Genomic DNA, 26,023 nt, shown 5'->3' with positions numbered 1-26,023 from the left:
TCATGCATCTGCTGCGCACCACGCCGGGCGGTTTCGTCGACGATACACAAGGCGTGATCCGTATCGATCAGCAGCCCGCCGACATCGTCGTGCTCAGCTCCGCCGATACCACGCTGTCGTTGCTCGCGAGCGTGATTGCGCGCATGGGTGAAGGTTTCCCAAGCGTGCGGCTCGCGAACGTCACGTATTTGCGGCAACCGGCCTCGGTCGATTTCTACGTCGAAGACGTCTTGCAGCACGCGCGTGTGGTGGTGGTCGATCACCTCGGCGGCGAAGCGTATTGGCCTTACGGTATCGAGCAGGTGGTGGCGCTCGCCGAGCGCAAGCAGCAGACGCTCGCGATGTTCTCCGGCGATTTGCAGGAAGATCCGAACCTGCTCGCGCGCAGTACTGCAAGCGCCGATCTGTGCCATCAACTGTGGCGTTATCTGCGCGAGGGCGGTGCGCAGAATGCCGAGGCGTTCCTGCGCTGTATCGCGCACCGGACCTTCGGCTGGGGACGCGAGCCTGCGCCGCCGCGCGCGTTGCCTGCCGCGACGCTCTATCATCCCGGGCGTGACACGCCGACTATCGCCGACTGGCAGGCGCGCTGGCAACCGGATGCGCCGGTCGCGGCGATCCTGTTCTACAAGGCGCATCTGCAGGCGGCCAATACGGCCGTGTTCGACGCGCTGATCGACGCGCTCGAAGCGCAAGGCCTGAATCCGTTGCCGGTCGCGATTACCTCGCTCAAAGACGCGTTCAGCCGCGAAGTCGTGCAATCGCTGTGCGCAGAGCACAATGCCGCGCTGGTGCTGAATACGACCGCCTTCGCCGCGTCCGCGATCGACGACCCGGAGCCGCTCGCGCTTGCCGGCGACGCGCCGGTGTTCCAGGTGATTCTGAGCGGCGGCAATCGTGAAGACTGGCAAAAGGACAATCACGGCCTCAATTCGCGCGATATCGCCATGCATATCGCGCTGCCGGAAGTGGACGGCCGCATCATTACGCGCGCCATCAGCTTCAAGGGGCTGGCATACCGTTGTCCGCATACTCAGGTCGACGTGGTGCGGTATCAGCCGGACGCCGAGCGTGTGGCGTTTCTCGCGGAATTGAGCCGACGCTGGTGCCGTCTGCGTTCACTCGATAACGCGGACAAGACAGTCGCGTTGATTCTCGCCAACTATCCGATGAGCGAAGGGCGCATCGGCAACGGCGTGGGACTCGATACGCCGGCCTCGGTGGTCCGCATTCTGTCGATGCTGCGCGACGAAGGCTACCGTCTCGCCGACTTGCCCGCCGACGGCGACGCGCTGCTGAAGAAGCTCACCGAGGGCGTGACCAACGATCCGGTGGTGCGCGATCTGCGTCCCGCACTGCAAAGCCTCGCGCTCGCTGATTACCTCGCGCACTTCAATGCGTTGCCCCTCGAGGCGCGGCAGGCGTTGAACGCGCGTTGGGGCGCACCGGAGCAGGATCCGACGGTGCGGCGCGGCCGTTTCATGATCGCGGGCTGGCGTTGCGGGCAGGTGTTCGTCGGCATTCAGCCCGCGCGTTCGCGCGAACAGGGCGATTACGCCAGCTATCACGACGCCGACCTCGTGCCGCCGCATGCGTATCTGGCGTTCTATTTCTGGCTGCGCCACCAGTTCGGCATCGACGCGATCGTGCATGTCGGCAAGCACGGCAATCTGGAGTGGCTGCCTGGCAAGAGCGTCGCGTTGAGCGCTGCCTGCTGGCCTGATCTGATTCTCGGGCCGATGCCGCATCTGTATCCGTTCATCGTCAACGATCCGGGCGAGGGTAGCCAGGCGAAACGCCGCGCGCAGGCCGTGATCATCGATCACCTGATGCCGCCGCTCACGCGCGCCGAGACCTATGGGCCGTTGCAGGACCTCGAGCGGCAGGTGGACGAATACTATGAAGCGCTGATGGTCGACCCGCGCCGCTCGAAGCTGTTACGGCGCACGATTCTGGCGACCATCGTCGAACATAAGCTGCACGAGGAGTTGAGCCTCGCGGCGCCGACGGGGCAGGACGATGAGGACGCGCTCCTCACGCGCGTCGATGCATGGCTGTGCGAGTTGAAGGAAGCGCAGATTCGCGATGGCTTGCATACGTTCGGGCAATCGCCGGACGGTGTGCAACGGCGCGATACATTGCTGGCGCTTGGGCGTTTTCCTGTCGGCGACGGGCAAGGCGCGAAGGCCGGCCTGATCGATGCGTTGGCGCGCGATCTGCAGATGGACCATTTGTTCGATCCGTTGTCGGTGGACTGGTCGGCGGTGTGGGACGGGCCTCGCCCCGACGTGCTGCGCACTGTCAGTGATGCGCCGTGGCGGCACTGCGGCGACACGCGTGAACGGCTGGAGTTGCTGGCGGCCGAGTTGTTGCGCGGCGTGTGCGGCGATCAGGAGGCGGCCTCTTCGGCGTCGCCTGCTGCCGACTTGCCGCAAGCGGCGCGCGTAATCGGGCGACTGCGTGCCGATGTGCTGCCGCGGCTCGACGCCTGCGGCCCGCAGGAAATGCTTCATCTGAAGCGCGGTCTCGAAGGGCGCTTCGTGCCGCCGGGACCGAGCGGTTCGCCATCGCGTGGACGGCCCGATGTGCTGCCCACCGGTCGCAACTTTTATTCGGTCGACACGCGCGCGATCCCCACGCAAGCGGCCTGGTCGTTGGGATTGAAGTCCGCTCAGCAACTGATCGAACGGCATTTGCAGGAGAAGGGCGACTATCCGCGCGCCATCGGCCTCTCCGTGTGGGGCACCGCGACCATGCGCACCGGCGGCGACGATATCGCCCAGGCGCTCGCGTTGCTGGGCGTGCGGCCGAAGTGGGCGCCCGGCAGCCACCGCGTGACCGATTTCGAAATCATGCCGATCGAGGTGTTCGACCGGCCGCGTATCGACGTCACGTTGCGTGTGTCCGGTTTCTTTCGCGATGCCTTTGCCAACGTGATGCATCTGTTCGATGCTGCTGTGCAGGCGGTCGCGGAACTCGACGAACCCGAAGACCTGAATCCGATTCGCGCGCGCGTGCTGCGTGAGCGCGATGCGCTCATTGCGCGCGGCATGGACGCCGCCGAGGCGCGCAAGCGCGCCGGCTGGCGCGTGTTCAGCGCACGGCCCGGCGCGTATGGCGCGGGACTGCAGGACATGATCGACTCGCGGCAATGGCAGACCGACGCCGATCTCGCGAACGCCTATCAGTCGTGGGGCGGTTACGCGTACACGCAAAAGAGCGCGGGCGAAGAAGCGCGTCACGCGTTCGGCACGCGCCTCGCGGCGCTGGACGTGGTGCTGCAGAACCAGGACAACCGCGAGCACGATCTGCTCGATTCGAACGACTACTACCAGTTCCAGGGTGGCATGGTCGCCGCGGTACGGCATCTGGCCGGCGATCAGCCGAGCGTATATCACGCCGACCATAGCAATCCGGCCGCGCCGCGTGTGCGCACGCTGCATGAGGAGATTGCCCGCGTGATCCGCTCGCGGGTGGTCAATCCAAAATGGCTCGATGGCGTGAAGCGTCACGGCTATAAGGGCGCGGCGGAAATCGCCGCGACCGTCGATTATCTGTACGGCTACGATGCGACCGCGCGCGTGATCGCGGATCATCAGTACGCGCTCGTGACCGATGCCTATCTGAACGACGCTGACACCCGCGCGTTCTTGCAGCGACATAACCCGCACGCGTTGCATTCGATTTGCGAGCGCCTGCTCGAAGCGATGCAGCGCGGTTTGTGGCAGACGCCCGGCGACTATCGCGCGCAAGTGGAACAGCATCTGCTCGCGAGCGAGCAACAGATTGAAGGAATGCAAACATGAACTCAGCAGCCCGGCGGCCTGTTTTTCCTTTTGCCGCGCTGATCGGCCAGGCACCCTTGCAGCAGGCGCTCTTGCTGGCCGCTATCGATCCGGCGCTGGGCGGCGTGCTGGTGACGGGGCCGCGAGGCACGGCCAAGTCGACGGCGGCGCGGGCGCTGGCCGAGTTGTTGCCGGAGGGGCAACTGGTGAATTTGCCGCTTGGCGCGAGTGAAGACCGCTTGATCGGTACGCTCGATATCGAAACGGTGCTGCGCGACGGCTCGGTGCGCTTCTTGCCGGGTCTGCTCGCGAAAGCGCATCTCGGCGTGCTGTATGTGGATGAAGTCAACCTGCTGCCGGACGCGCTCGTCGACGCCTTGCTCGATGCGGCGGCAAGCGGCGTGAATACCGTCGAGCGCGATGGCGTGTCGCATAGCCACGACGCGAGCTTCGTGCTGATCGGCACGATGAATCCTGAAGAGGGCGAGCTGCGGCCGCAACTGATCGACCGTTTCGGCTTGATGGTCGAGTTGCAGAACTGCTTCGAGCAGCATGTGCGGCAGGCGATCGTAAAAGCCCGGCTGGCATTCGATCTCGATCCGCAGGGGTTTCGTGCGGGTTATGCGCAGCAGCAGGCGGCTTATGTGCAGCAGATTCGAGCGGCGCGCGCCACGCTGCCGCAGCTTGCGTTGGACGACGCCGTGCACGCGCGTGTCAGCACGTTGTGCATCGACGCCGCCGTGGACGGTTTGCGCGCCGATCTCGTGATGCTGCGCGCGGCGCGGGCGTTGGCGGCGTTCGAGCAGGCGGCTGCGGTGACGGCGGAGCATGTCGATCGGGTTGCCGAGGCGGTGTTGATTCATCGGCGACATTCTCGTGATTCCCATGCGCGTCGTGACGCGCGTGAGAATGACGCTTCTCAAGGCGGCGGCGCGGGGCGGCCGTCTGCGTCTGCGGAAGGCAATGCGCCGCCGGCTGACGCGGCGGGCGACAGCGAGTGGGGCTATCTTGCCCCCGAGCCGGCCGCCACCACGCAGGTCAAAGGCGTCATACCGCTCAGCGCAAAAAAACGCTGAGCCATCGGAAGGGCGCCGCCGCTGACTCGCGCAGCGGTTTTCGATGGCGGCAAGGTGCGGGTGCGTACAGCCGCTTGCATGGGACGCCGGGCAAGCGCATCGCGTGGCCTCACACACTCGCGGCGAAGGGCCAGGGCGCGTTGCGAGCAGGGCATCTGCGTTTTATGCGCGAGGCGCCGCGTGGCGGCGTGCTGCATTGTTTCGTACTCGATTGTTCGGGTTCCATGCTGGGCGGGCAGCGCCTCGCCCTCGCCAAGGGACTGTTGGTCGCCTTGTTCGACCACGCGAGCGCCGCGCGTGCCGAGGCCGCCCTGGTCTGTTTCGGCGGTGCGGGGGCGGATGTGCGATTTGGTCCCGCCGTGCCGCGTTGGTGGAACGAGCGGTGGTTGAGTCCGGTGGGCGGCGGCGGCGGCACACCGCTTTCGGCCGGCATTCAGCGAGCGAGCCGGCTGCTGGAGCGCAGCGCCCGCCGCAAACCCGCGCAGCAACGCTGGCTGTGGATCCTCACCGACGGTCGCACGCGCGACACGCCCGTGCGCCCGCTCGACGTGGACGAAGTCGTGTTCGTCGATTTCGAGCGTGAGGCGTTACGGTTGGGCCGCTGCGAAGTGCTCGCCGATGCGTGGGGCGCGCGACGTTGTACGCCGGAAGAATTGATGGGCTGAGCGGCAGGTGCGTTGCGCCGCTCGCCGTCCTGCGCTGATTTATTTCAAGCCGTTCGACCAATACACCACGTCGTCCTGGCGGTCGAATACGAAGACTTTCATCGCCATTTGCTGGGTCGCGTCGAGTTGATCGAGTTCGAGTCCATGAGTAGAAGGCTCGCCCGGCCCGTTGCCTTTGTGCACATTGCGGATCACGGCCGTGGTTTCGATCTCCGTATCCAGATCTTTCGATTTCAGGCGGAACGCGAGGCGCAACCGGTCGCCGACAGCACCCAGCGTCCAGGAGGCGATCAGCTGCATGCCCAGTGCGCTAATGCCTTTCGCGAGTCCAAGCCCCTCATACGAGTCCCCGTTTTCACCGATGCCGAAGCGCACCGCGAGGTGCGTGCGGACGCGGATCGACTTGCGCTCGCGCAGGCGACGGATCACGCCGGGTTTCGACAACACGACGTAGTCGAACGGCGAGCGGCAGATTGCCTCGATCGTGCAGACGAAACGAAACACGGCATGACTGGCAATCGCGACGATTTCGATGTTTTCGCCGAGGCCCAAGGGGAGCATGCGACCGTCGTGCATTGGCGGCGTGACGAAGAGCGCGTGATTCGGTGCGAAGCCAATGATGCGGCATGGATGCATCGGAGCGCCGCTGCCGAGCTGCGGACGCACACCGATCAACGCGCCGATTTCCAGGTGCATGTCCTTTAGCGTCAATGGGCCGCCAGGGTCTGCCTGAGTGTCTGGCTGAGGTGGCGCTTGCGTGCCCGCATCCAGCAGGTCGCCCCGTTGAGGGCGGAAGTGGTTGAACAGGAAGGTGCGTTCGTCCGTGGTCGCGAGGATGGTGCCGCTCGTGAAAAGGAGCGTGCCGTCGGCGTCGACGATCGGCCAGTCGAGAGCGGTGCCCACCGGGACATTATCCAGATTGAGGGCTGGCGTTTGCGCGGCGGGTGAGCGTTCGTCGACGTGTTCCTCGACTGGATTGTCCATGGTCGGCGGTAATTGGAGTGACGGGATATCTTGGTTGACGGCCGGCAAGGCGGAAACTTTAGTTTCTCGACAGACTCGGCTTTGGTTTCTTCTGGCGCTGCTTTCTGTCGGGCGGCGAGTGCTCTATATATAGCGAGGTTGGTCATTGCCAGATGGGTTTGGTAGAGGTGCGGTCGTGGGTCACTGTCTCGATGCCGCAAGTAGAATTGTTCCGCGAGCGGCCAATTAGATCGGATGGCTAACTAAATTGGCGGTGTCGCTGTGAGGTCTGTTTCGGTGCTCCTCAACTTTTTGAAAAATATTGCGCGAAGGGGGTTGACGACATGTCTCTCGCTCTCCATAATCTCGTTTCTCTGCTGCTGATGCAGCGACGCAGAACGAAGCGGTGCCGGGTAGGTGAAAGTACGGTGCTGGTTCGGTAGTGAATGCGGACTCGATCTTTAAAAATTAACAGCCGATAAGTGTGGGCGCTTGATGCGCGATGCGAGGTGGATCTTTCGGGATCTGCCGGCAAGCAAAAGTATCAAGTCTCACACAGTAATGAAAGGAAGGTTTGACTGTCGCAAGATGGTTGGATCATTCGTCAGTACGTTGAGTGAGCGACCGGTTCTTAACGGAACCGAAAAACAGTAACAGGTTTGAACTGAAGAGTTTGATCCTGGCTCAGATTGAACGCTGGCGGCATGCCTTACACATGCAAGTCGAACGGCAGCACGGGGGCAACCCTGGTGGCGAGTGGCGAACGGGTGAGTAATACATCGGAACGTGTCCTGTAGTGGGGGATAGCCCGGCGAAAGCCGGATTAATACCGCATACGATCTGTGGATGAAAGCGGGGGATCCTTCGGGACCTCGCGCTACAGGGGCGGCCGATGGCAGATTAGCTAGTTGGTGGGGTAAAGGCCTACCAAGGCGACGATCTGTAGCTGGTCTGAGAGGACGACCAGCCACACTGGGACTGAGACACGGCCCAGACTCCTACGGGAGGCAGCAGTGGGGAATTTTGGACAATGGGCGAAAGCCTGATCCAGCAATGCCGCGTGTGTGAAGAAGGCCTTCGGGTTGTAAAGCACTTTTGTCCGGAAAGAAAACCTCGTGGTTAATACCCGTGGGGGATGACGGTACCGGAAGAATAAGCACCGGCTAACTACGTGCCAGCAGCCGCGGTAATACGTAGGGTGCAAGCGTTAATCGGAATTACTGGGCGTAAAGCGTGCGCAGGCGGTCCGCTAAGACAGATGTGAAATCCCCGGGCTTAACCTGGGAACTGCATTTGTGACTGGCGGGCTAGAGTATGGCAGAGGGGGGTAGAATTCCACGTGTAGCAGTGAAATGCGTAGAGATGTGGAGGAATACCGATGGCGAAGGCAGCCCCCTGGGCCAATACTGACGCTCATGCACGAAAGCGTGGGGAGCAAACAGGATTAGATACCCTGGTAGTCCACGCCCTAAACGATGTCAACTAGTTGTTGGGGATTCATTTCCTTAGTAACGTAGCTAACGCGTGAAGTTGACCGCCTGGGGAGTACGGTCGCAAGATTAAAACTCAAAGGAATTGACGGGGACCCGCACAAGCGGTGGATGATGTGGATTAATTCGATGCAACGCGAAAAACCTTACCTACCCTTGACATGTATGGAACCTGGCTGAGAGGTCAGGGTGCCCGAAAGGGAGCCATAACACAGGTGCTGCATGGCTGTCGTCAGCTCGTGTCGTGAGATGTTGGGTTAAGTCCCGCAACGAGCGCAACCCTTGTCCCTAGTTGCTACGCAAGAGCACTCTAGGGAGACTGCCGGTGACAAACCGGAGGAAGGTGGGGATGACGTCAAGTCCTCATGGCCCTTATGGGTAGGGCTTCACACGTCATACAATGGTCGGAACAGAGGGTCGCCAACCCGCGAGGGGGAGCCAATCCCAGAAAACCGATCGTAGTCCGGATCGCACTCTGCAACTCGAGTGCGTGAAGCTGGAATCGCTAGTAATCGCGGATCAGCATGCCGCGGTGAATACGTTCCCGGGTCTTGTACACACCGCCCGTCACACCATGGGAGTGGGTTTTACCAGAAGTGGCTAGTCTAACCGCAAGGAGGACGGTCACCACGGTAGGATTCATGACTGGGGTGAAGTCGTAACAAGGTAGCCGTATCGGAAGGTGCGGCTGGATCACCTCCTTTCTCGAGCTAACGCGTCAATGTGTTGAGCGCTCACGCTTATCGGCTGTGAAATTTAGACAGACTCAGGGGTCTGTAGCTCAGTCGGTTAGAGCACCGTCTTGATAAGGCGGGGGTCGATGGTTCGAATCCATCCAGACCCACCAAAGTCTTGTCTGGTGTGCTGATCGATAACCTCTGGGTATCAACAGGTAGAGATTATCTGTGCATGACTGGGGGATTAGCTCAGCTGGGAGAGCACCTGCTTTGCAAGCAGGGGGTCGTCGGTTCGATCCCGTCATCCTCCACCAATCCTCAATGCGTAGCGTTCTGTGAGAAGCAGAGCGTTGTGCATTGGCGATTGAGCCAGTCAGAGTGATACGCGGTTATAGCAACTGCGATATCGGCTGTCGTTCTTTAACAATCAGGAAGAAGTAGTAAAGAGATTCACGAAAGATCACTTAGAGATGGGTGGTTGAGTAGGTGAATCAGGGTTGTGATTGTATCAATGTATGAAAAGGTGATCGAAAGATTGCCTTGGAATACGGCGCAACACGAATACTCAACCTGTAGCGGCATGTGAATCGAGAGAGACACACCCGTTATAGGGTCAAGCGAACAAGTGCATGTGGTGGATGCCTTGGCGATCACAGGCGATGAAGGACGCGGTAGCCTGCGAAAAGCGGTGGGGAGCTGGCAAACGAGCTTTGATCCACCGATATCCGAATGGGGAAACCCGGCCCGTATGGGTCATCCGTAGCTGAATACATAGGCTACGTGAAGCGAACGCGGTGAACTGAAACATCTAAGTAACCGCAGGAAAAGAAATCAACCGAGATTCCCAGAGTAGTGGCGAGCGAAATGGGACCAGCCTGTACTCTTTATCTTCATTGTTAGTCGAAGGCTCTGGAAAGTGCCGCCATAGCAGGTGATAGCCCTGTAGACGAAAACAGCGAGGAAGAACTGGGTGTACGACAAGTAGGGCGGGACACGTGAAATCCTGTCTGAAGATGGGGGGACCATCCTCCAAGGCTAAATACTCGTGATCGACCGATAGTGAACCAGTACCGTGAGGGAAAGGCGAAAAGAACCCCGGGAGGGGAGTGAAATAGATCCTGAAACCGCATGCATACAAACAGTCGGAGCCTCGCAAGGGGTGACGGCGTACCTTTTGTATAATGGGTCAGCGACTTACATTCAGTGGCAAGCTTAACCGATTAGGGCAGGCGTAGCGAAAGCGAGTCCGAACAGGGCGTTCAGTCGCTGGGTGTAGACCCGAAACCAGGTGATCTATCCATGGCCAGGATGAAGGTGCGGTAACACGTACTGGAGGTCCGAACCCACTAACGTTGAAAAGTTAGGGGATGAGCTGTGGATAGGGGTGAAAGGCTAAACAAACCTGGAAATAGCTGGTTCTCTCCGAAAACTATTTAGGTAGTGCCTCGTGTATCACCTTCGGGGGTAGAGCACTGTCATGGTTGTGGGGTCCATTGCGGATTACTACGCCATAGCAAACTCCGAATACCGAAGAGTGCAATCACGGGAGACAGACATCGGGTGCTAACGTCCGGTGTCAAGAGGGAAACAACCCAGACCGCCAGCTAAGGTCCCCAAATATTGCTAAGTGGGAAACGAAGTGGGAAGGCTAAAACAGTCAGGAGGTTGGCTTAGAAGCAGCCATCCTTTAAAGAAAGCGTAATAGCTCACTGATCGAGTCGTCCTGCGCGGAAGATGTAACGGGGCTAAGCAATATACCGAAGCTGCGGATGCACATTTATGTGCATGGTAGGAGAGCGTTCCGTAAGCCTGCGAAGGTGCATTGAAAAGTGCGCTGGAGGTATCGGAAGTGCGAATGCTGACATGAGTAGCGATAAAGGGGGTGAAAGGCCCCCTCGCCGTAAGCCCAAGGTTTCCTACGCAACGTTCATCGGCGTAGGGTGAGTCGGCCCCTAAGGCGAGGCAGAAATGCGTAGCTGATGGGAAGCAGGTTAATATTCCTGCACCATTGTTAAATGCGATGGGGGGACGGATCGCGGAAGGTTGTCCGGGTGTTGGAAGTCCCGGTCCTTGCATTGGAGAAGGCGCTTAGGCAAATCCGGGCGCGGAATTCAAGGGTGCGAGGCCATTCACTTCGGTGAAGAAGCAACTGGAAGTGGTTCCAAGAAAAGCCTCTAAGCTTCAGTTTAACAAGACCGTACCGCAAACCGACACAGGTGGGCGAGATGAGTATTCTAAGGCGCTTGAGAGAACTCGGGAGAAGGAACTCGGCAAATTGGTACCGTAACTTCGGGATAAGGTACGCCCCTGTAGCTTGACTGGCCTGCGCCAGAAGGGTGAAGGGGTTGCAATAAACTGGTGGCTGCGACTGTTTAATAAAAACACAGCACTCTGCAAACACGAAAGTGGACGTATAGGGTGTGACGCCTGCCCGGTGCCGGAAGATTAAATGATGGGGTGCAAGCTCTTGATTGAAGTCCCGGTAAACGGCGGCCGTAACTATAACGGTCCTAAGGTAGCGAAATTCCTTGTCGGGTAAGTTCCGACCTGCACGAATGGCGTAACGATGGCCACACTGTCTCCTCCCGAGACTCAGCGAAGTTGAAGTGTTTGTGATGATGCAATCTCCCCGCGGCTAGACGGAAAGACCCCATGAACCTTTACTGTAGCTTTGCATTGGACTTTGAACCGGTCTGTGTAGGATAGGTGGGAGGCTTTGAAGCGTGGACGCCAGTCTGCGTGGAGCCGACCTTGAAATACCACCCTGGTTTGTTTGAGGTTCTAACCTTGGTCCGTTATCCGGACTGGGGACAGTGCATGGTAGGCAGTTTGACTGGGGCGGTCTCCTCCCAAAGTGTAACGGAGGAGTACGAAGGTACGCTAGGTACGGTCGGAAATCGTGCTGATAGTGCAATGGCATAAGCGTGCTTAACTGCGAGACCGACAAGTCGAGCAGGTGCGAAAGCAGGTCATAGTGATCCGGTGGTTCTGTATGGAAGGGCCATCGCTCAACGGATAAAAGGTACTCTGGGGATAACAGGCTGATACCGCCCAAGAGTTCATATCGACGGCGGTGTTTGGCACCTCGATGTCGGCTCATCTCATCCTGGGGCTGTAGCCGGTCCCAAGGGTATGGCTGTTCGCCATTTAAAGAGGTACGTGAGCTGGGTTTAAAACGTCGTGAGACAGTTTGGTCCCTATCTGCCGTGGGCGCTGGATATTTGAAGGGGGCTGCTCCTAGTACGAGAGGACCGGAGTGGACGAACCTCTGGTGTACCGGTTGTCACGCCAGTGGCATCGCCGGGTAGCTATGTTCGGAAGAGATAACCGCTGAAAGCATCTAAGCGGGAAACTCGCCTTAAGATGAGATATCCCCGGGGCTTCGAGCCCCTTGAAGGGTCGTTCAAGACCAGGACGTTGATAGGTCAGGTGTGGAAGCGCAGTAATGCGTTAAGCTAACTGATACTAATTGCCCGTAAGGCTTGATCCTATAACAGGTGTGTCTTGCGATGATCGTTAGTGCTTCAGCACTTACGAGCATCCCACCCCCGAAGGGGGCAGGGACGCCACACACGGTTGAGTGATCAGTGTTGTGCCAGAAACAACACAACCCCAAGCTTCTCTGGTGAGCATCACCAGAAACTACTTCTTCCAGATTGGTTGGGCTGTCCCCAGAGACAGCGCAGCAACAAGTCATGCCTGATGACCATAGCGAGTCGGTCCCACCCCTTCCCATCCCGAACAGGACCGTGAAACGACTCCACGCCGATGATAGTGCGGATTCCCGTGTGAAAGTAGGTAATCGTCAGGCTCCCCAGCAGCATCAGAAACCCCACCCCGAAAAGGTGGGGTTTCTGCGTTTACGGCCGCCCGCTGGCAAACGGCAAACACCCGGCAGATGCGGATAAACACGGACGAACACGAACAGACGCGGACAACGCACGGAATACCTGCGCGAACCTGGGCCTTCACTCCCTGCCCGGCCGCACCGCCTTCGCATAGCCCGTCAGTTCCAGATACGCCTGTCCCACCTCCACACCTGCGCGACTCACCCGCACCGCACCTTCCCAGTACATCGTGCCCGTCGATTGTCTTGAATCGAGTTCCTGATCGTCCATCAGCGGATCAAGTCGCCACTTCAGCGCGCCGGTTTTGACGGTCATCGACACCGGATAGGATGTGTTCGTGCGCGGCGAGCGCCATGTGCGCAGTGGGGTGAAGTCCACCTCGCGGGCGCCGAACGTCGTCACCTTGCCGTCGGGTTTGCGCAATACGGCGTGCGTCCACACGGCGTGTCCATCGCGACCACGAACCTTGAATGCCATCAGCGCAGAGCCGTCGTCGAGGTTGGCGCCCAGCCAATCCCATCCCACTGCATCTGCGTCGAGCAGGGTGCTCGACCATTCGTGATCGAGCCACGCCATGCCCGTTACGGCAGTCTCTCCATGCGACACGTTGCCCGCCGCAACCGGCCGAACGACGCTGCCAGTCACACGCAATTGCGGCTCACTGTAGTAATAGCTCGCCTGCTCAGGCCGCGGACCTTTGCGTGAATAGCCGCGTTCGCCCTGAATCAAAGGGGCTTGAGTCGGCGTCAACACGAGATGCAACGAGAAGCCGTTTGCATCGACACTGACGTCGTAATGACCGTCAGCGGCTCGAATCATTTTCCATGCGTCGAGTTTGACATAGGTATTGGCTGGCTTCGCGTAAGCGAGGCCGAAGCCCTGACGTGCAATGCGCTGATCATGCGCAAGATGGCCGAGCGCTGGATCGCTCACCGCGGCATGGGCGATGATCAATTGCGCCGGCGCGAAAGCGCTCGGGTCGGCGTCGTCGTGGCCGGTTGCCGAGCGGAAGAAGGTGATCTGAAAACCCAGCGGCCGATTATCCGGCGTAGTGAGCCAACCCGTCGCGTACCACCACTCGGTGCGAAAACCCGTATGCGCGCCGCTGTCCTGCGGGAGGGCGATTGCATGGTCAGGTGTTACCGCGGCGAATTCGGGCACGGCGGCGAACGCGGTCGAGACGGCCAGTGTCCCGACGGACAGCCATCCGAGAACCCGTCTGCCTTTGCGCCGACGGGCCAGCCAAAAGGACTCAAGGGCCGACTCGCATGACATCTCGCATGCGATCCCCCGGTCGTTCGACTCGGCCTCACCGAAAGCTGGAAGTGGGACCTGCGTCGCGCGCATCCGCCAGACCAGGTAAGACCCTCCGCTGACGAGATCCAGGCGCGCTGCCGCCATAAGCCTGATCCGCCGCGCCAATTTGCGCGAGAGAACCCGCATCACCAATCCTCCTTCACGGCGCGCACGGCATCTACCGACACAGCGCCGCGTCCCGCTATCACCGCCGTCGAACACGATGAAGCCAGCATGACCAACGCGACGATCCCCAACACCGTCCACGGCACGTGCAGCGACATGCTCCAATGAAACGACTGCGGATTGACGACGAACACCAGGATCAGACTGATCGCGAAGCCCAGAACGAAGCCCATAGCAATGCCGCACGCGGTGAGCATGCCGCCTTCGAGCGCAAGGATGCCGAGCACCTGCGTGCGCGTCACGCCCACATGCCGCAGCATGCCGAACTCGCGGGCCCGTGCGAGCGTTTGCGCGGAAAACGTCGCCGCCACGCCGAACAACCCGATCACGATAGCGACTGCCTCGAGAAGATAAGTGACCGCAAAGCTGCGGTCGAAGATCACCAGCGTGCGCGCACGAATCTCACCCGGCAGCGAGAGGTCCAGCGAAGCGCCGAAGGGCAGTGCGCGCAGCCCCGCGACAACCCGCTCGACGCTCGTCTCCGGTTGAACGGTGACGGCCACATCGGTTGCGTTCGTGTCGCCGGTCAAGCGCCGGTAATCGGCGAGACGTATCTGGATCGCGCCGGTCTGCCGCGCATAATCACGCCATACGCCGGCCACCACGAACACATGCCCACGCTCGCCAAGCGGCAATTGCACACGCTGGCCTGACTTATATCCATACAGATCGACCATTGCTTCGGATACCCAAACAGGTGTTTCTTCCGCGTGAAATTCGGAAGGTGGCAGCGCGGCGCCGGTCATCTGCAGATTCGCGCCGGGATCGGCGGCGTCGATCTCACGTGCGAGCAAGGCGACGTCGGGTCGCGCAGGGTCGAGCGCGAGATGCGAGATACGGGCAAAGGCGGCGGTCTTGATGCCGGGCACGGCTGCCAGCAGGGATTGTTCATCGGGCCGCAGACCGCCGGTATCGCCGTTTGGTGCTATGCGGACATAGAGATCGGCGGAGAGCAGATGGACCAGCCAGTCTTCGACGGAAACGCGGAAGCTGGCCACCATGATGGCCATCGCGACGATCAGTGCAAAGCTCGACAGCACGCCACCCATGGCGATCGAAGCGTGCCCCGGCGCATTCGCAAGACGCGCCAAAGCCAGCGTGCTGACCGCGCCAGTGCGGCGCCGCCTGGCAACGGTACGGCTCGCCGCGCCGAAGATGAGCGCGGTCACGCGCGGCATCAGTGCAATTCCGCCGACCAGCAGCAATGCGACGGCCACGTAGCCGCCAATCGGCGCATCGAACAACGGCGGCACCTGCGTGAGCACGGCGGCGGCCAGCAGGCACAGCAAGGCGGGCCACGGTGTGGCGAGCCGCGCGAGCGCGCCTTCTTCCGCGCCTGCCTTGAGGGCCGCGGCGGGCCGCGCACGCACTGCTTCCAGCGCGGGGGCAAGACTGCCCAATACCGACACGGCGAGTCCAAGGGCGAGAAACAATGCGCTCGCCAGCGGTTCGAAGCCGACTTGCGGCTGGACTCCGGGAAAGTAGCCTCCGCCCAGGTCACTGCCGAAAAAATGCAACGCGCCGCTCGCCATTGCGTAGCCGAGCGCGAGTCCCGCGAGTGAACCGAGCAGGCCGAGGAGTGCGCCTTCCATCAGAATCTGGCGCAGCAGTTGACCGCGCGTCAGTCCGAGCACACGCAACATGGCGAACTGCGCGCGGCGTCGCACGACGCTCAGTGCCTGCGTCGAAAACACGAGAAACGCGCCGGTGAACAACGCCACCAGCGCGAGGACATTCATATTGATCCGATACGCGCGGGACAGGCGATCCGTGCGGCTTTCGGCGTCACGGGTTTCGGATACGACCCACTGGCTGCCAAGGCGCGCTTGCAGACCGCGCCTGAAGCGTTCCCTGTCGACGCCGCGTTCGAGTTGCACATCGACGCGCGACAGCTTGCCGATTCTGCCGAACTTCCACTGCGCGGCGGCGATATCCATGACCGCGAGCCGCTGACCGGGCCGTGTTCTGACAATGCCGCCTGCCACGCGCAAATGCACGATCGCCGTGCCGCTTCGCAGCGCCACTGTGTCGCCGATTTTCACGTTGAGCCACTGCTGGGCTGCCGACGAGAGAAACACGGTATCGGCCGCGAGCGTGTCGAATGGCCGATCCGGCGACGGCACACCGGTCAGATCGGGCGCAATCCGGCTTGCCTTGAACACGTCGATGCCGAGCACCGGCAGTGCCGCGCTCCGCTCGGGCACGGTGACATCGAGCGCGAGCACGGGGCTGGCCAGCGCGACACCGGGCGCGTTGGCGAGTTGCGGATAGATGGCTTCGTCCACCAGAGGTTGTGCGCCGCGCACCTGGAGATCGGCCTCGCCCGACAGGCTGCGGGCTGCCGCGGAGAATTCGTTGAAGGCCGCGCTGTTGATCAACTGCACGGCGTAACCGAGCGCGACGCCGAGCGCGATCGTTGCAATTGCAACCAGCGCGCGCCCGCGGTGACTGCGCCACTCGGCGCCCAGCAGCCAGCGCGCGAGGACACGGTGCCCTTGTCCGCGCAGCCGGGGACGCGGCGGTGAATCAGCGGACATCATCGGCGGAAGGCGCCGGGGAGCGGGAAGCGAAGGGCGCGGCTGACCGGGGCGAAGCGTGCAAGCCGCCGTCGCTCAGAATCAGGATGCGGTCCGCAACGGCCGCGGCGGCTTCCGAATGCGTCACCATGATCGTGGCCGCGCCGGTCGCCTTGCTCTGCGCGCGAAACAGGCCGAGCACGTCGTGCGCGGTGTCGGGGTCGAGGTTGCCCGTGGGCTCGTCGGCGAGAATCAGCTTCGGACGATGCACGAGCGCTCGCGCGATCGCGACACGCTGCAATTCGCCGCCCGAGAGTTGGCGCGGGAAGTCATCACCGCGTCCGGTCAGGCCGACAGCCGCGAGCATATCGCGTGCGGCGGCAGCGGGCAGATCGTTGAGCAGGAGGGGCAGCGCCACGTTTTGCGCGAGCGTGAGGTGCGGCAACACGTGAAACGCCTGGAAGACAAAGCCGAGTTTTTGCCGGCGCAGGCGCGTTGCCGCGTTGTCGTCCAGACGCGAAACAGCGCTGCCGTCGATGATCACATCGCCGCTATCCGCGCTGTCGAGACCTGCCACGAGATTGAGCAGCGTCGATTTGCCGACGCCGGAATCGCCCATGATCGCAACGAACTCACCGGGCGCGAGCGTGAAATCCAGATGCGCCAGCACGATGCGCCCGGCGCCATATGTCTTGCAGAGTCCGCGGCACTCGAGCGCGGGAACGACGCCTTCGTCACGAAGCAGCATGCGGTTTCCGAAAAGTGAGGCCGGCGAGGGCGGTTTCCAGACAGGCGGCCGACGCGCCGCACTCATGCACGATGATGGGCGCCTGAGCCGCCGAAGTATATTCGGCTTCTGTAAGCCACGCTGAAGCTTGCGGCTCGCGTCGCGACAGGCCCGGAAAGCAGGCGACCGGTCGGTGCGTCGATATTCTTCTGCGCGGCATGCCGGATTAATTAGAGTGACGGATCAAAAAATTTTTTGTCCACCGGTGGACAAAATTTTTTCCGGATGCGGGAAATTCACGTCCTCCGCACCCCGAGCGTACGCATCTTCTATTCCACCCTCGAACACGTGCTGGAGCGCTGCCGCAAAATTCAATAACGGGTTCTTATTTGCGCTCTTTTTCGCGTAAATTCGCCGCCCGAGAGGCGTGCAAAAGAGTTTGTGCGTCTGCACATTTTTATCCATTTCGCAAGGGCGTGCGGGGCAACAATGCATTGCCAGCGCCCTTTCGGCGTTGTTGCGCTGCAAAAGTATTCTTATCTTGGTAATCTCCCACCCTCGGTCATTCGACTGCGGGTAAACGTGTAGCGGAAACCACCGCTTCGACGTCAATTTCAGCGAAACCAAGCCTACATTTCCATTTCAATGTCTTGCATTTTGAAGGCGTTGATACGGCGTTTTGTACTTCAAGTTTTTGACAGAGCACATGCCATTGCCTCTTCTTAGCCTTCTTATCTGGATCCCTATTGTCGCTGGCCTGGTCGTTTTGCGCGCCGGATCCGACGCGGCACGTGGTCGCACCCGGTGGCTCGCGCTGACCGGCGCGATTGCGGGTTTCCTGCCGGTGATTCCGCTGGTGGCGAATTTCCGCAACGACGTCACGTCGATGCAGTTCGTCGAGAACGTCAGGTGGTCGCCCACGTTCGATATCGCCTGGCACCTGGGCGTGGATGGGATTTCGCTGTGGCTCGTCGCGCTGACCGCGCTCACCACGATCATCATCGTGGTCGCTTCGTGGGAGTCGATCACCGAGCGGACTGCCCAGTACTTCGGCGCGTTCCTGATGCTGTCGGGTTTCATGCAAGGCGTTTTCGCCTCGCTCGACGGCATGTTGTTCTTCATCTCGTTCGAAGCCACGCTGATCCCGCTCTATCTGTTGATCGGCACCTGGGGTCAATCGAACCGCTCGTATGCCGCGGTGAAATTCTTCTTCGTCTCGTTCCTCGGCTCGCTGATGATGCTGATGTCGATGCTGTATCTGTACAGCCAGACGCACAGCTTCGATCTCGCGCTGTGGCGTGAGACGCACCTGGGCACCTGGCCGCAGGTCCTGATCTTCCTCGGCTTTCTCGCCGCGTTCGGTGTGAAGGTGCCGATGTGGCCGCTGCACACGTGGCTGCCGGACGTCCACCTCGACGGCCCGACCGGCGCTGCCGTGATGATCGGCATGCTGAAGCTGGGTGGCTACGGTCTGCTGCGTTTCGCGCTGCCTATCGCACCGCAGGCCAGCCACTTCTTCGCACCGATGATGATCACGCTCTCGCTGGTCGCCGTGATCTATGCGAGCCTGCTGGCACTCGTGCAAACCGACATGCGCCGTCTGCTCGCGTATTCGACGGTTGCGCACATGGGTCTCGTCACGCTCGGCCTGTTCGTGTTCAACCGTATCGGCCAGGCCGGCGCGATCGTGCAGATGCTGTCGTACGGCGTGGTGTCCGGCGCCATGCTGCTGTGCACGGGCATGCTCTACGACCGCACGAAGACTGCGTCGATCGCCGAGTACGGTGGCGTCGCCAACACCATGCCGCGCTTCGCTGCTTTCGTGATGCTGTTCTCCATGGCCAACATCGGCCTGCCCGGCACGTCGGGCTTTGTCGGCGAGTTCATGGTGCTGATGGGCGCGATCCGCTTCAATTTCTGGATCGGCGCAATGGCCGCTTCGACCTTGATTCTGAGCGCGGCTTACACGTTGTGGATGTATAAGCGCGTGATCTTCGGCGCGATCGCCAACGCGCGCGTAGCGAACCTCAAGGATCTCGGCACGCGCGAATTCGTGCTGCTCGGCGCGATGGCATTGCTGGTGCTCGCGATCGGTATCAATCCGAAGCCGTTCACCGACGCGATCGATCCGTCGGTCGGCACGCTGCTGGCTCAATCGGAGCGCTCGGTTCATCCGTCGGAGACTGTGCCTGCTGAAGGCGACGAGCATCTGCAGGCGGCGGCGCCGGCACTCGTGTCTTCGAAGACGCGCTCGCCGGGCTGATTGACGGGCGACTTCGCAGTTGCAGCATTCGCCGGGCGAATGTTTGCTTGGCCGTTGCGTGTTTGTTCTTTCTGCATCAAGTCTCTATGTGTATCATGCGCGGCGCGGCCATTCAGGCCGCGTCGCTTTTTGTTCGTTTTAGTGCTTGTTTAAAGGGGTGTTTTGATTCGCGGATTTCCCGATGCTCTGCAACGGAGCATCGCAAACGTTCAGCTGCGCACCGGCGTGCGGCAACGTGTCGCACGGTATTGCGGCGCAATAGATCGTTGCAAAAATGAGGGTTTATCGCGGCAAATCGTCACTCTATTATGCGAGCGCTTACTATTGGGAGAGCGGTCGAATGACGTTCGTTGATGCCGTAAAGAAGAGGCCATGCTTATGAAAGGAAAGACTCTGCGAGGGTCGTTAAGTTTCCTTTCCGCCGGCCTCGTGTTGTTGCTCTCGGGTTGCAGCAACCTCGATATTCTGAATCCGAAGGGGAGTGTGGGTCTGGCGGAACGTGAGCTGATTGCCACGTCTACCTGGGCCATGCTGATCGTGGTCGTTCCAGTGATTGCGCTGACGCTGCTGTTCGCGTGGCGTTACCGCGCGTCGAACAAGAACGCGGAATACCGTCCGGGTTGGGTGCATTCCACGGGTATCGAAATCGCCATCTGGACGATTCCGACGCTGATCATTCTGTTCCTCGCCGTGTTGACGTGGAAAACCACGCACGAACTCGATCCGTATAAGCCGCTCGAGTCGAACGTGAAGCCGATCAACGTCGAAGTCGTCGCGCTCGACTGGAAGTGGCTGTTCATCTATCCGGACCTCGGTATCGCGTCGGTGAACCAGCTGGCGTTCCCGGTCGGCACGCCGGTGAACTTCGTGATCACGTCGGACACGGTAATGAACTCGTTCTTCATTCCGCAACTCGGCGGCCAGATCTACGCAATGGCGGGTATGCAAACGCGTCTGCATCTGATCGCGGACGAAGCCGGCGACTACGCGGGCACCGCGGCGAACTTCAGCGGCAAGGGCTTCTCGGACATGAAATTCCGTGCGCTCGCCACGACGCCTGAAGGATTCAACGCGTGGGTTGCGAAAGTGCGCGCTTCGTCGGACAACCTCAGCATGGACCGTTACCAGACGGTATCCGCGCCGACCGAGAAGGAGCCTGTGCGCTATTTCTCCACGGTCGATCCGAAGCTCTTTCACAACATCATTGCCCGATACAACAACGGTAACGTCCTCGACAACATGAAGGACGCCAACTGTGCGCCAAAGGGTAAGGGGTAACGCATGTTCGGCAAACTCTCACTAGACTCGATTCCGTATCACGAGCCGATCATCATGGTAACGGCCGTGATGATCGCCCTCGGCGGTGCGACGGTCCTGGGTCTGATCACCTATTTCGGCAAGTGGCGCTATCTGTGGACCGAGTGGCTCACGTCGGTGGACCACAAGAAGCTTGGCGTGATGTACATCGTGGTCGCGCTGATCATGCTGTTCCGCGGCTTTGCTGACGCGATCATGATGCGTCTGCAACAGGCGCTCGCTTATGCGAACCCGGGCTACCTGCCGCCGCATCACTACGACCAGGTGTTCACGGCGCACGGCGTCATCATGATTTTCTTCATGGCGATGGCCTTCATGATCGGCCTGATGAACATCATCGTGCCGCTGCAGATCGGCGCACGCGACGTCGCGTTCCCGTTCATCAACTCGCTCTCGTTCTGGATGACCGCGGTCAGCGCGATCCTGATCAACATCTCGCTCGTGATCGGTGAATTCGCGCAAACCGGCTGGCTGGCTTATCCGCCGCTCTCCGAATTGCAGTTCAGTCCGGGTGTCGGGGTCGACTATTACCTGTGGAGCTTGCAGCTCTCCGGTATCGGCACCTTGCTGACCGGCGTGAACTTCTTCGCGACTATCGTGAAGATGCGCGCACCGGGCATGACGTTCATGAAGATGCCGGTGTTCACGTGGACCGCGCTTTGCACCAACGTACTGATCATGGCGTCGTTCCCGATCCTGACCGTGACGCTCGCGTTGCTGGGTCTGGACCGCTACCTCGGCATGCACTTCTTCACGAACGACGGTGGCGGCAACGCCATGATGTACCTGAACCTGATCTGGGCATGGGGTCACCCCGAGGTGTACATCCTGATCCTGCCGGCGTTCGGTATTTTCTCGGAAGTCGTGGCGACCTTCGCGAAGAAGCCGCTGTTCGGCTACAAGACGATGGTGTGGGCGACTTGCGCGATCATGGTGCTGTCGTTCCTCGTGTGGCTGCATCACTTCTTCACGATGGGTTCGGGCGCGGACGTCAACGCGTTCTTCGGTATCGCCACCATGGTGATTGCGATTCCGACCGGCGTGAAAGTGTTCAACTGGCTGTTTACGATCTACAAGGGCCGTCTGACATTTACGCCGCCGATCCTGTGGACCATCGGTTTCATGATTACCTTCACGATCGGCGGTATGACCGGCGTGATGATGGCAATCCCGGGCGCGGACTTCGTGCTGCACAACAGCCTGTTCCTGATTGCTCACTTCCACAACGTGATCATTGGTGGCGTGCTGTTCGGTTATCTGGCCGGTTTCAACTACTGGTTCCCGAAGGCGTTTGGTTTCAAGCTGAACGAAAAGCTGGGCAAGGCATCGTTCTGGTTCTGGCAGATCGGCTTCTGGGTGGCGTTCACGCCGCTGTACGTGCTGGGCTTCATGGGCATGACGCGCCGTATCAACCACTATGACAACCCGTTGTGGCACCCGTGGCTGATTCTGGCCGCTGGTGGTGCGGCGCTGATCGCTATCGGTATCGCGTTGCAGGTGTTGCAGATCGTCGTCAGCATTCGCGACCGCAATCTGCCGCAGAATCGCGACGTTACGGGCGATCCGTGGGACGGCCACACGCTGGAATGGGCAATGAGCTCGCCGCCGCCGGTCTATAACTTCGCGATCATTCCGACGGTGCACAAGCTCGACGCGTTCACCGACATGAAGTCGCGCAAGGGTAAGGAAGCGAAGCCGGTGTACCGCGACATTCATATGCCGTCGAATACGTCGGCGGGTGTGATTGCCGGTCTGTTCTCGCTGGTGCTCGGTTTCGCCGCTGTCTGGCACATCTGGTGGCTCGCGATCGTCGGCCTGGTCGGCGCGGTCGGCACCGTGATCGTCTACAGCTTCCAGAAGAACGAAGGCTATTACATCCCGGCCGCTACGGTCGCGGAGATCGAAGAGAAACGCTCTGGCGCTGGTGCGCGGGTCGCGTTGGAGGTGGAGTGATGTTAACCAAGACTATTGATGCCGGCTCGCATCACGACGCGGACCACGTGCCATCGCAATCGGTGTTCGGTTTCTGGCTGTACCTGATGACCGACTGCATCATCTTCGCGGCGCTGTTCGCCGTGTTCGCGGTGATGAGCCACCAGTTCGCGGGTGGCCCGAGCGGCAAGGATCTGTTCGAGATTCCGGGCGTCGCGCTCGAAACGACGATGCTGCTCCTGAGCAGCATTACGTACGGCTTTGCGATGCTCGGCGCGCACAAGAAGCGCAAGGGCGTGTTGCTGTTCTGGCTCGCCGTGACCTTCCTGCTCGGTCTCACGTTTCTCGTACTGGAACTGCGCGAGTTCTCGCACCTGATCGCCGAAGGTGCCGGCCCGAGCCGCAGCGCGTTCCTGTCGTCGTTCTTCACGCTGGTCGGCACGCACGGTTTGCACGTCACGTGCGGCCTGATCTGGATGGTAGTGCTCGCCATTCAGGTGATCAGCCATCGCGACCTGACCGAACGCGACATGATTCGCCTGACGTGCCTGAGCCTTTTCTGGCACTTTCTGGACGTCGTGTGGATCGGCGTCTTCACCTTTGTCTATCTTGCGAGCGTGATCTAAATGGACCATAGCCATAACGCACACGCAGGCGAAAGTCACGGCAGCATCGGCAGCTATACGACGGGTTTCATTCTCTCCGTCATTCTGACGGTCGCGGCTTTCGGCCTCGTCATGACGGGGACGTTGACGGGCGAGCACGCATTGCTCGCGATTGCTGGCCTCGCGGTCGTGCAGATCGTCGTGCACCTGATCTTCTTCCTGCACATGAATACGTCGTCCGAGCAGCGCTGGAATGTGATGGCGTTTGCGTTCACGGTGCTCACCGCGATCATCGTGATCGGCGGCACGTTGTGGGTCATGCACAACGTCAGCATGCACATGATGTCCCGCTAGACCGATAGTTGGATCGATCGGAAAGAAACCCCGCAAGGCGAAAGTCTTGCGGGGTTTTTTGTCGTGGCGGGCGCAAGCGCGGTATCCGTTCGGGCGGCCCGGACGATTGACCGGACCCGTCAACCCGCGTTAGCATCGTTTCCATGAACGCTACTCTCCTTTCCCGTCCGCATTCTTTGCGCGCATGCTGTTACGGCCTGCCGAGGGGAGCTTGCGCCTAGCGAGTCGATCTGCACACGTCCGTATCCCTGAGGCCACCCGTCACACGACCGGTGGCCTTTTTGCTTTTGAACACGCTTGACCACCCAGTACCGGGAGGAATCTCATGCCGCTTCGTCTGTACGACACCTGGTCGCGCGCCGTGCGCGAATTCACGCCGATTCATCCGGATCATGTCGGCTTGTATGGTTGCGGGCCGACCGTGTACGACCACGCGCATATCGGCAATCTCCGGACCTACGTGTTCGAAGACGTGCTACGGCGCGCGTTGATGCTCGACGGCTATACCGTGAGACATGTGGTCAACATCACCGACGTCGGCCATCTGGTTTCCGATGCGGATGAAGGCGAAGACAAGATGGAGAAGGGCAGCCGCCGCACCGGCGAGTCGGCCTGGGCGATCGCCGCGCGGTATACGGCGGCGTTCATGAACGACTGGCGCGCGCTCAACCTGCTGGAGCCTGCCGTCTGGTGCCGCGCGACCGATCACATCGCCGAACAGATCGACTTTATCGCGGATCTCGAACGCAACGGGTACACGTATCGCACTGTCGACGGCATCTATTTCGACACGAGCCGGCAGGATGATTACGGCTATCTGGCGCGTCTGAACGTGGCGGGCTTGCAGGCGGGAAAACGTGTTGCTTCTGGCGAAAAACGGCACGCGACCGACTTCGCGCTATGGAAGTTCAGCCCGCCCGGCGCCGCCCGGCAAATGGAGTGGGAAAGCCCGTGGGGGCGCGGTTTTCCCGGCTGGCATATCGAGTGCTCGGCGATGTCCGCGAAATATCTGGGGCCGTGGTTCGACATTCATTGCGGCGGCGAAGATCACATTCCCGTGCATCACAGCAACGAGATCGCGCAGACCCAGGCACGCCACGGCACGCGCCTTGCCAACTTCTGGATGCACGGCCATTTCCTTTTGCTGGACGCGGGCAGGATGTCGAAGTCGAGCGGCGATTTCGTGCGCTTGCAGACGTTGATCGAACGCGGCAACGATCCGCTCGCATACCGCTATCTATGTCTTGGGGCGCACTACCGAAGCAGCCTGCGTTTCAACGAAGCCGCGCTGGACGCCGCACAAGCCGCGTTGGACCGTTTGCGCAGAACCTATGTGAAATGGCCGCAAGGCGGCACACCGGACGCCCAAAGCGTCGCGCGCTTCAAGGCCGAGGTCGATTGCGACCTGAACCTGCCGCGCGCGCTCGCGGTGTTATGGGATGTGGTCAGAAGCGATCTGCCGGCGGCGACGCGAAGGGCGACCGTCGACCGCTTCGATGCCGTGCTCGGACTGGGTCTCGCCGACTGGCGAGACGATGATGCGTTGGAGATTCCCGCGGATATGGCGGCCTTGGCGGACGAACGCGCAAAAGCACGCGCGGCGAAGCAATGGGCCGAAGCAGACCGTTTGCGTGAGGTGTTGATGGCCGGCGGCTGGCTGGTCGAAGACAGTGCAAGCGGCCAGACACTGAGGCAGCGAGACAGCAGCCGATAGCGCGTCAGGCGGCGTGACGGAGGCGCTCAGACTCGCGCACTCGCCACGCCACGGCGCAGGCTTTCCACGCCGCTTCCATCGGGCCGTGCCGGCGCATTACAGCGGCACGATGGTCGGTTCCGAATGCGACGGCAGCTTGCCAAACGGGAAGTAGACCGGTCCGCAGCCGGGATGAACCGGCGGACACGGATTCCAACCGCGTCGAACGAACACCGGCTGCAATTCGCCGGGGCACACGGACGGCGCTTCACGAGTCAGGCAAGCCATGCCGCCGCGAATGGATAGCGACGCCGCACGGTCGAGGTCTTCGGTACGGGCCAGGTCTTTGAGGACGAGCGTTTTCATGGTGGATCTCCAACGGAGTGAGTGGATCGAAGAGAACGGTGATTGCCGCACTCAAGCCGATCGATTGCACACACCGTGCCATCGGCGGCAAAGCGGCGTGCCGCGTGCGTCTGCGCGATCTTTCGATGCATGTGTGATGGACGCCGGCCAACTGGCTGCAGGCCGGTGTCGGCGGTTCGCCGACTTCTGTTGGCGAGGCGTACAGGCGTGAAGCCTGCGGAAAATCACGGCACAATAGACCGCCACCATGAACCGTGCGCATGG

General features: G+C 60.8%; 15 protein-coding genes, 2 tRNA genes and 3 rRNA genes. 14 read left to right on the top strand and 6 right to left on the bottom strand.

The window, feature by feature from the left end:
* Window positions 1-2: 2 nt before the first annotated feature.
* The 3 genes from cobN to BLW71_RS22360 all read left to right on the top strand — a co-directional run bounded on the left by cobN (window position 3) and on the right by BLW71_RS22360 (window position 5,526).
* A complete protein-coding gene (gene cobN, locus BLW71_RS22370; protein WP_091801650.1) occupies window positions 3-3,806 on the top strand; it encodes a cobaltochelatase subunit CobN in 3,804 nt (1,267 codons plus the stop codon).
* A complete protein-coding gene (locus BLW71_RS22365) occupies window positions 3,803-4,861 on the top strand; it encodes a magnesium chelatase ATPase subunit I (RefSeq protein WP_091801647.1) in 1,059 nt (352 codons plus the stop codon). The genes cobN and BLW71_RS22365 overlap by 4 nt, the downstream gene beginning before the upstream one ends.
* 74 nt (window positions 4,862-4,935) lie before the next feature.
* Window positions 4,936-5,526: a vWA domain-containing protein gene (locus tag BLW71_RS22360; protein ID WP_091801644.1), complete on the top strand. Its 591-nt coding sequence runs from the start codon at window positions 4,936-4,938 to the stop codon at window positions 5,524-5,526.
* Between the two features lie 39 nt (window positions 5,527-5,565).
* Here the strand turns inward: BLW71_RS22360 and BLW71_RS22355 are convergent, their stop codons facing one another.
* Window positions 5,566-6,510, bottom strand: coding sequence for a flagellar brake protein (locus BLW71_RS22355; RefSeq protein WP_091801640.1), 945 nt, complete (start codon window positions 6,508-6,510; stop codon window positions 5,566-5,568).
* A gap of 640 nt (window positions 6,511-7,150) precedes the next feature.
* Here BLW71_RS22355 and BLW71_RS22350 point away from each other — a divergent pair.
* The 5 genes from BLW71_RS22350 (at window position 7,151) to rrf (ending at window position 12,467) form a co-directional block, all read left to right on the top strand.
* Window positions 7,151-8,683: ribosomal RNA gene (locus BLW71_RS22350) — 16S ribosomal RNA — on the top strand.
* Between the two features lie 66 nt (window positions 8,684-8,749).
* A tRNA-Ile gene (locus BLW71_RS22345) sits at window positions 8,750-8,826 on the top strand.
* A 68-nt stretch (window positions 8,827-8,894) separates the two neighbouring features.
* Window positions 8,895-8,970: transfer RNA gene (locus tag BLW71_RS22340), tRNA-Ala, on the top strand.
* Between the two features lie 297 nt (window positions 8,971-9,267).
* Window positions 9,268-12,146: ribosomal RNA gene (locus BLW71_RS22335) — 23S ribosomal RNA — on the top strand.
* A 208-nt stretch (window positions 12,147-12,354) separates the two neighbouring features.
* A 5S ribosomal RNA gene (gene rrf / locus BLW71_RS22330) occupies window positions 12,355-12,467 on the top strand.
* Together the 16S, 23S and 5S rRNA genes with 2 tRNA genes alongside form the textbook arrangement of a ribosomal RNA operon.
* A 157-nt stretch (window positions 12,468-12,624) precedes the next feature.
* On the opposite strand, the gene BLW71_RS22325 is transcribed toward rrf, so the two are convergent.
* From BLW71_RS22325 to BLW71_RS22310, 4 genes are all read right to left on the bottom strand, one after another.
* Entirely contained in the window at window positions 12,625-13,779 is a 1,155-nt protein-coding gene (locus tag BLW71_RS22325) for a lipocalin-like domain-containing protein (RefSeq protein WP_091808723.1), read from the bottom strand.
* A 167-nt stretch (window positions 13,780-13,946) separates the two neighbouring features.
* On the bottom strand, window positions 13,947-16,523 hold the full coding sequence (locus BLW71_RS22320; protein ID WP_091808721.1) for an FtsX-like permease family protein: 2,577 nt from the start codon (window positions 16,521-16,523) through the stop codon (window positions 13,947-13,949).
* Entirely contained in the window at window positions 16,513-17,250 is a 738-nt protein-coding gene (locus BLW71_RS22315; RefSeq protein WP_091801637.1) for an ABC transporter ATP-binding protein, read from the bottom strand. The genes BLW71_RS22320 and BLW71_RS22315 overlap by 11 nt, the downstream gene beginning before the upstream one ends.
* A 222-nt stretch (window positions 17,251-17,472) precedes the next feature.
* Window positions 17,473-17,856 (bottom strand): hypothetical protein, encoded by a 384-nt coding sequence (locus tag BLW71_RS22310; RefSeq protein ID WP_091801634.1) that lies wholly within the window; start codon window positions 17,854-17,856, stop codon window positions 17,473-17,475.
* A 79-nt stretch (window positions 17,857-17,935) separates the two neighbouring features.
* Between BLW71_RS22310 and BLW71_RS22305 the strand changes: the two genes are divergently transcribed.
* The 6 genes from BLW71_RS22305 to cysS all read left to right on the top strand — a co-directional run bounded on the left by BLW71_RS22305 (window position 17,936) and on the right by cysS (window position 25,414).
* Window positions 17,936-19,492: a complex I subunit 4 family protein gene (locus BLW71_RS22305; protein WP_091808719.1), complete on the top strand. Its 1,557-nt coding sequence runs from the start codon at window positions 17,936-17,938 to the stop codon at window positions 19,490-19,492.
* A gap of 378 nt (window positions 19,493-19,870) precedes the next feature.
* Window positions 19,871-20,770, top strand: coding sequence for a ubiquinol oxidase subunit II (gene cyoA, locus BLW71_RS22300; RefSeq protein ID WP_091808717.1), 900 nt, complete (start codon window positions 19,871-19,873; stop codon window positions 20,768-20,770).
* 3 nt (window positions 20,771-20,773) lie between these two features.
* On the top strand, window positions 20,774-22,762 hold the full coding sequence (cyoB, locus tag BLW71_RS22295; RefSeq protein WP_091801630.1) for a cytochrome o ubiquinol oxidase subunit I: 1,989 nt from the start codon (window positions 20,774-20,776) through the stop codon (window positions 22,760-22,762).
* Window positions 22,762-23,367: a cytochrome o ubiquinol oxidase subunit III gene (gene cyoC, locus BLW71_RS22290; RefSeq protein WP_091801627.1), complete on the top strand. Its 606-nt coding sequence runs from the start codon at window positions 22,762-22,764 to the stop codon at window positions 23,365-23,367. Before cyoB ends, cyoC begins: the two co-directional genes overlap by 1 nt.
* Complete coding sequence (gene cyoD, locus BLW71_RS22285) at window positions 23,368-23,700, top strand: cytochrome o ubiquinol oxidase subunit IV (RefSeq protein WP_091801624.1); 333 nt, start codon at window positions 23,368-23,370, stop codon at window positions 23,698-23,700.
* 325 nt (window positions 23,701-24,025) lie between these two features.
* Entirely contained in the window at window positions 24,026-25,414 is a 1,389-nt protein-coding gene (gene cysS / locus BLW71_RS22280; protein WP_091801621.1) for a cysteine--tRNA ligase, read from the top strand.
* Between the two features lie 96 nt (window positions 25,415-25,510).
* Here the strand turns inward: cysS and BLW71_RS22275 are convergent, their stop codons facing one another.
* Entirely contained in the window at window positions 25,511-25,759 is a 249-nt protein-coding gene (locus tag BLW71_RS22275; protein ID WP_091801618.1) for a hypothetical protein, read from the bottom strand.
* Window positions 25,760-26,023: the final 264 nt, after the last annotated feature.

The sequence above is a fragment of the Burkholderia sp. WP9 genome (genome assembly GCF_900104795.1).
Lineage (GTDB): Bacteria > Pseudomonadota > Gammaproteobacteria > Burkholderiales > Burkholderiaceae > Paraburkholderia.
This window is presented reverse-complemented; position numbering and strand designations above follow the sequence as displayed.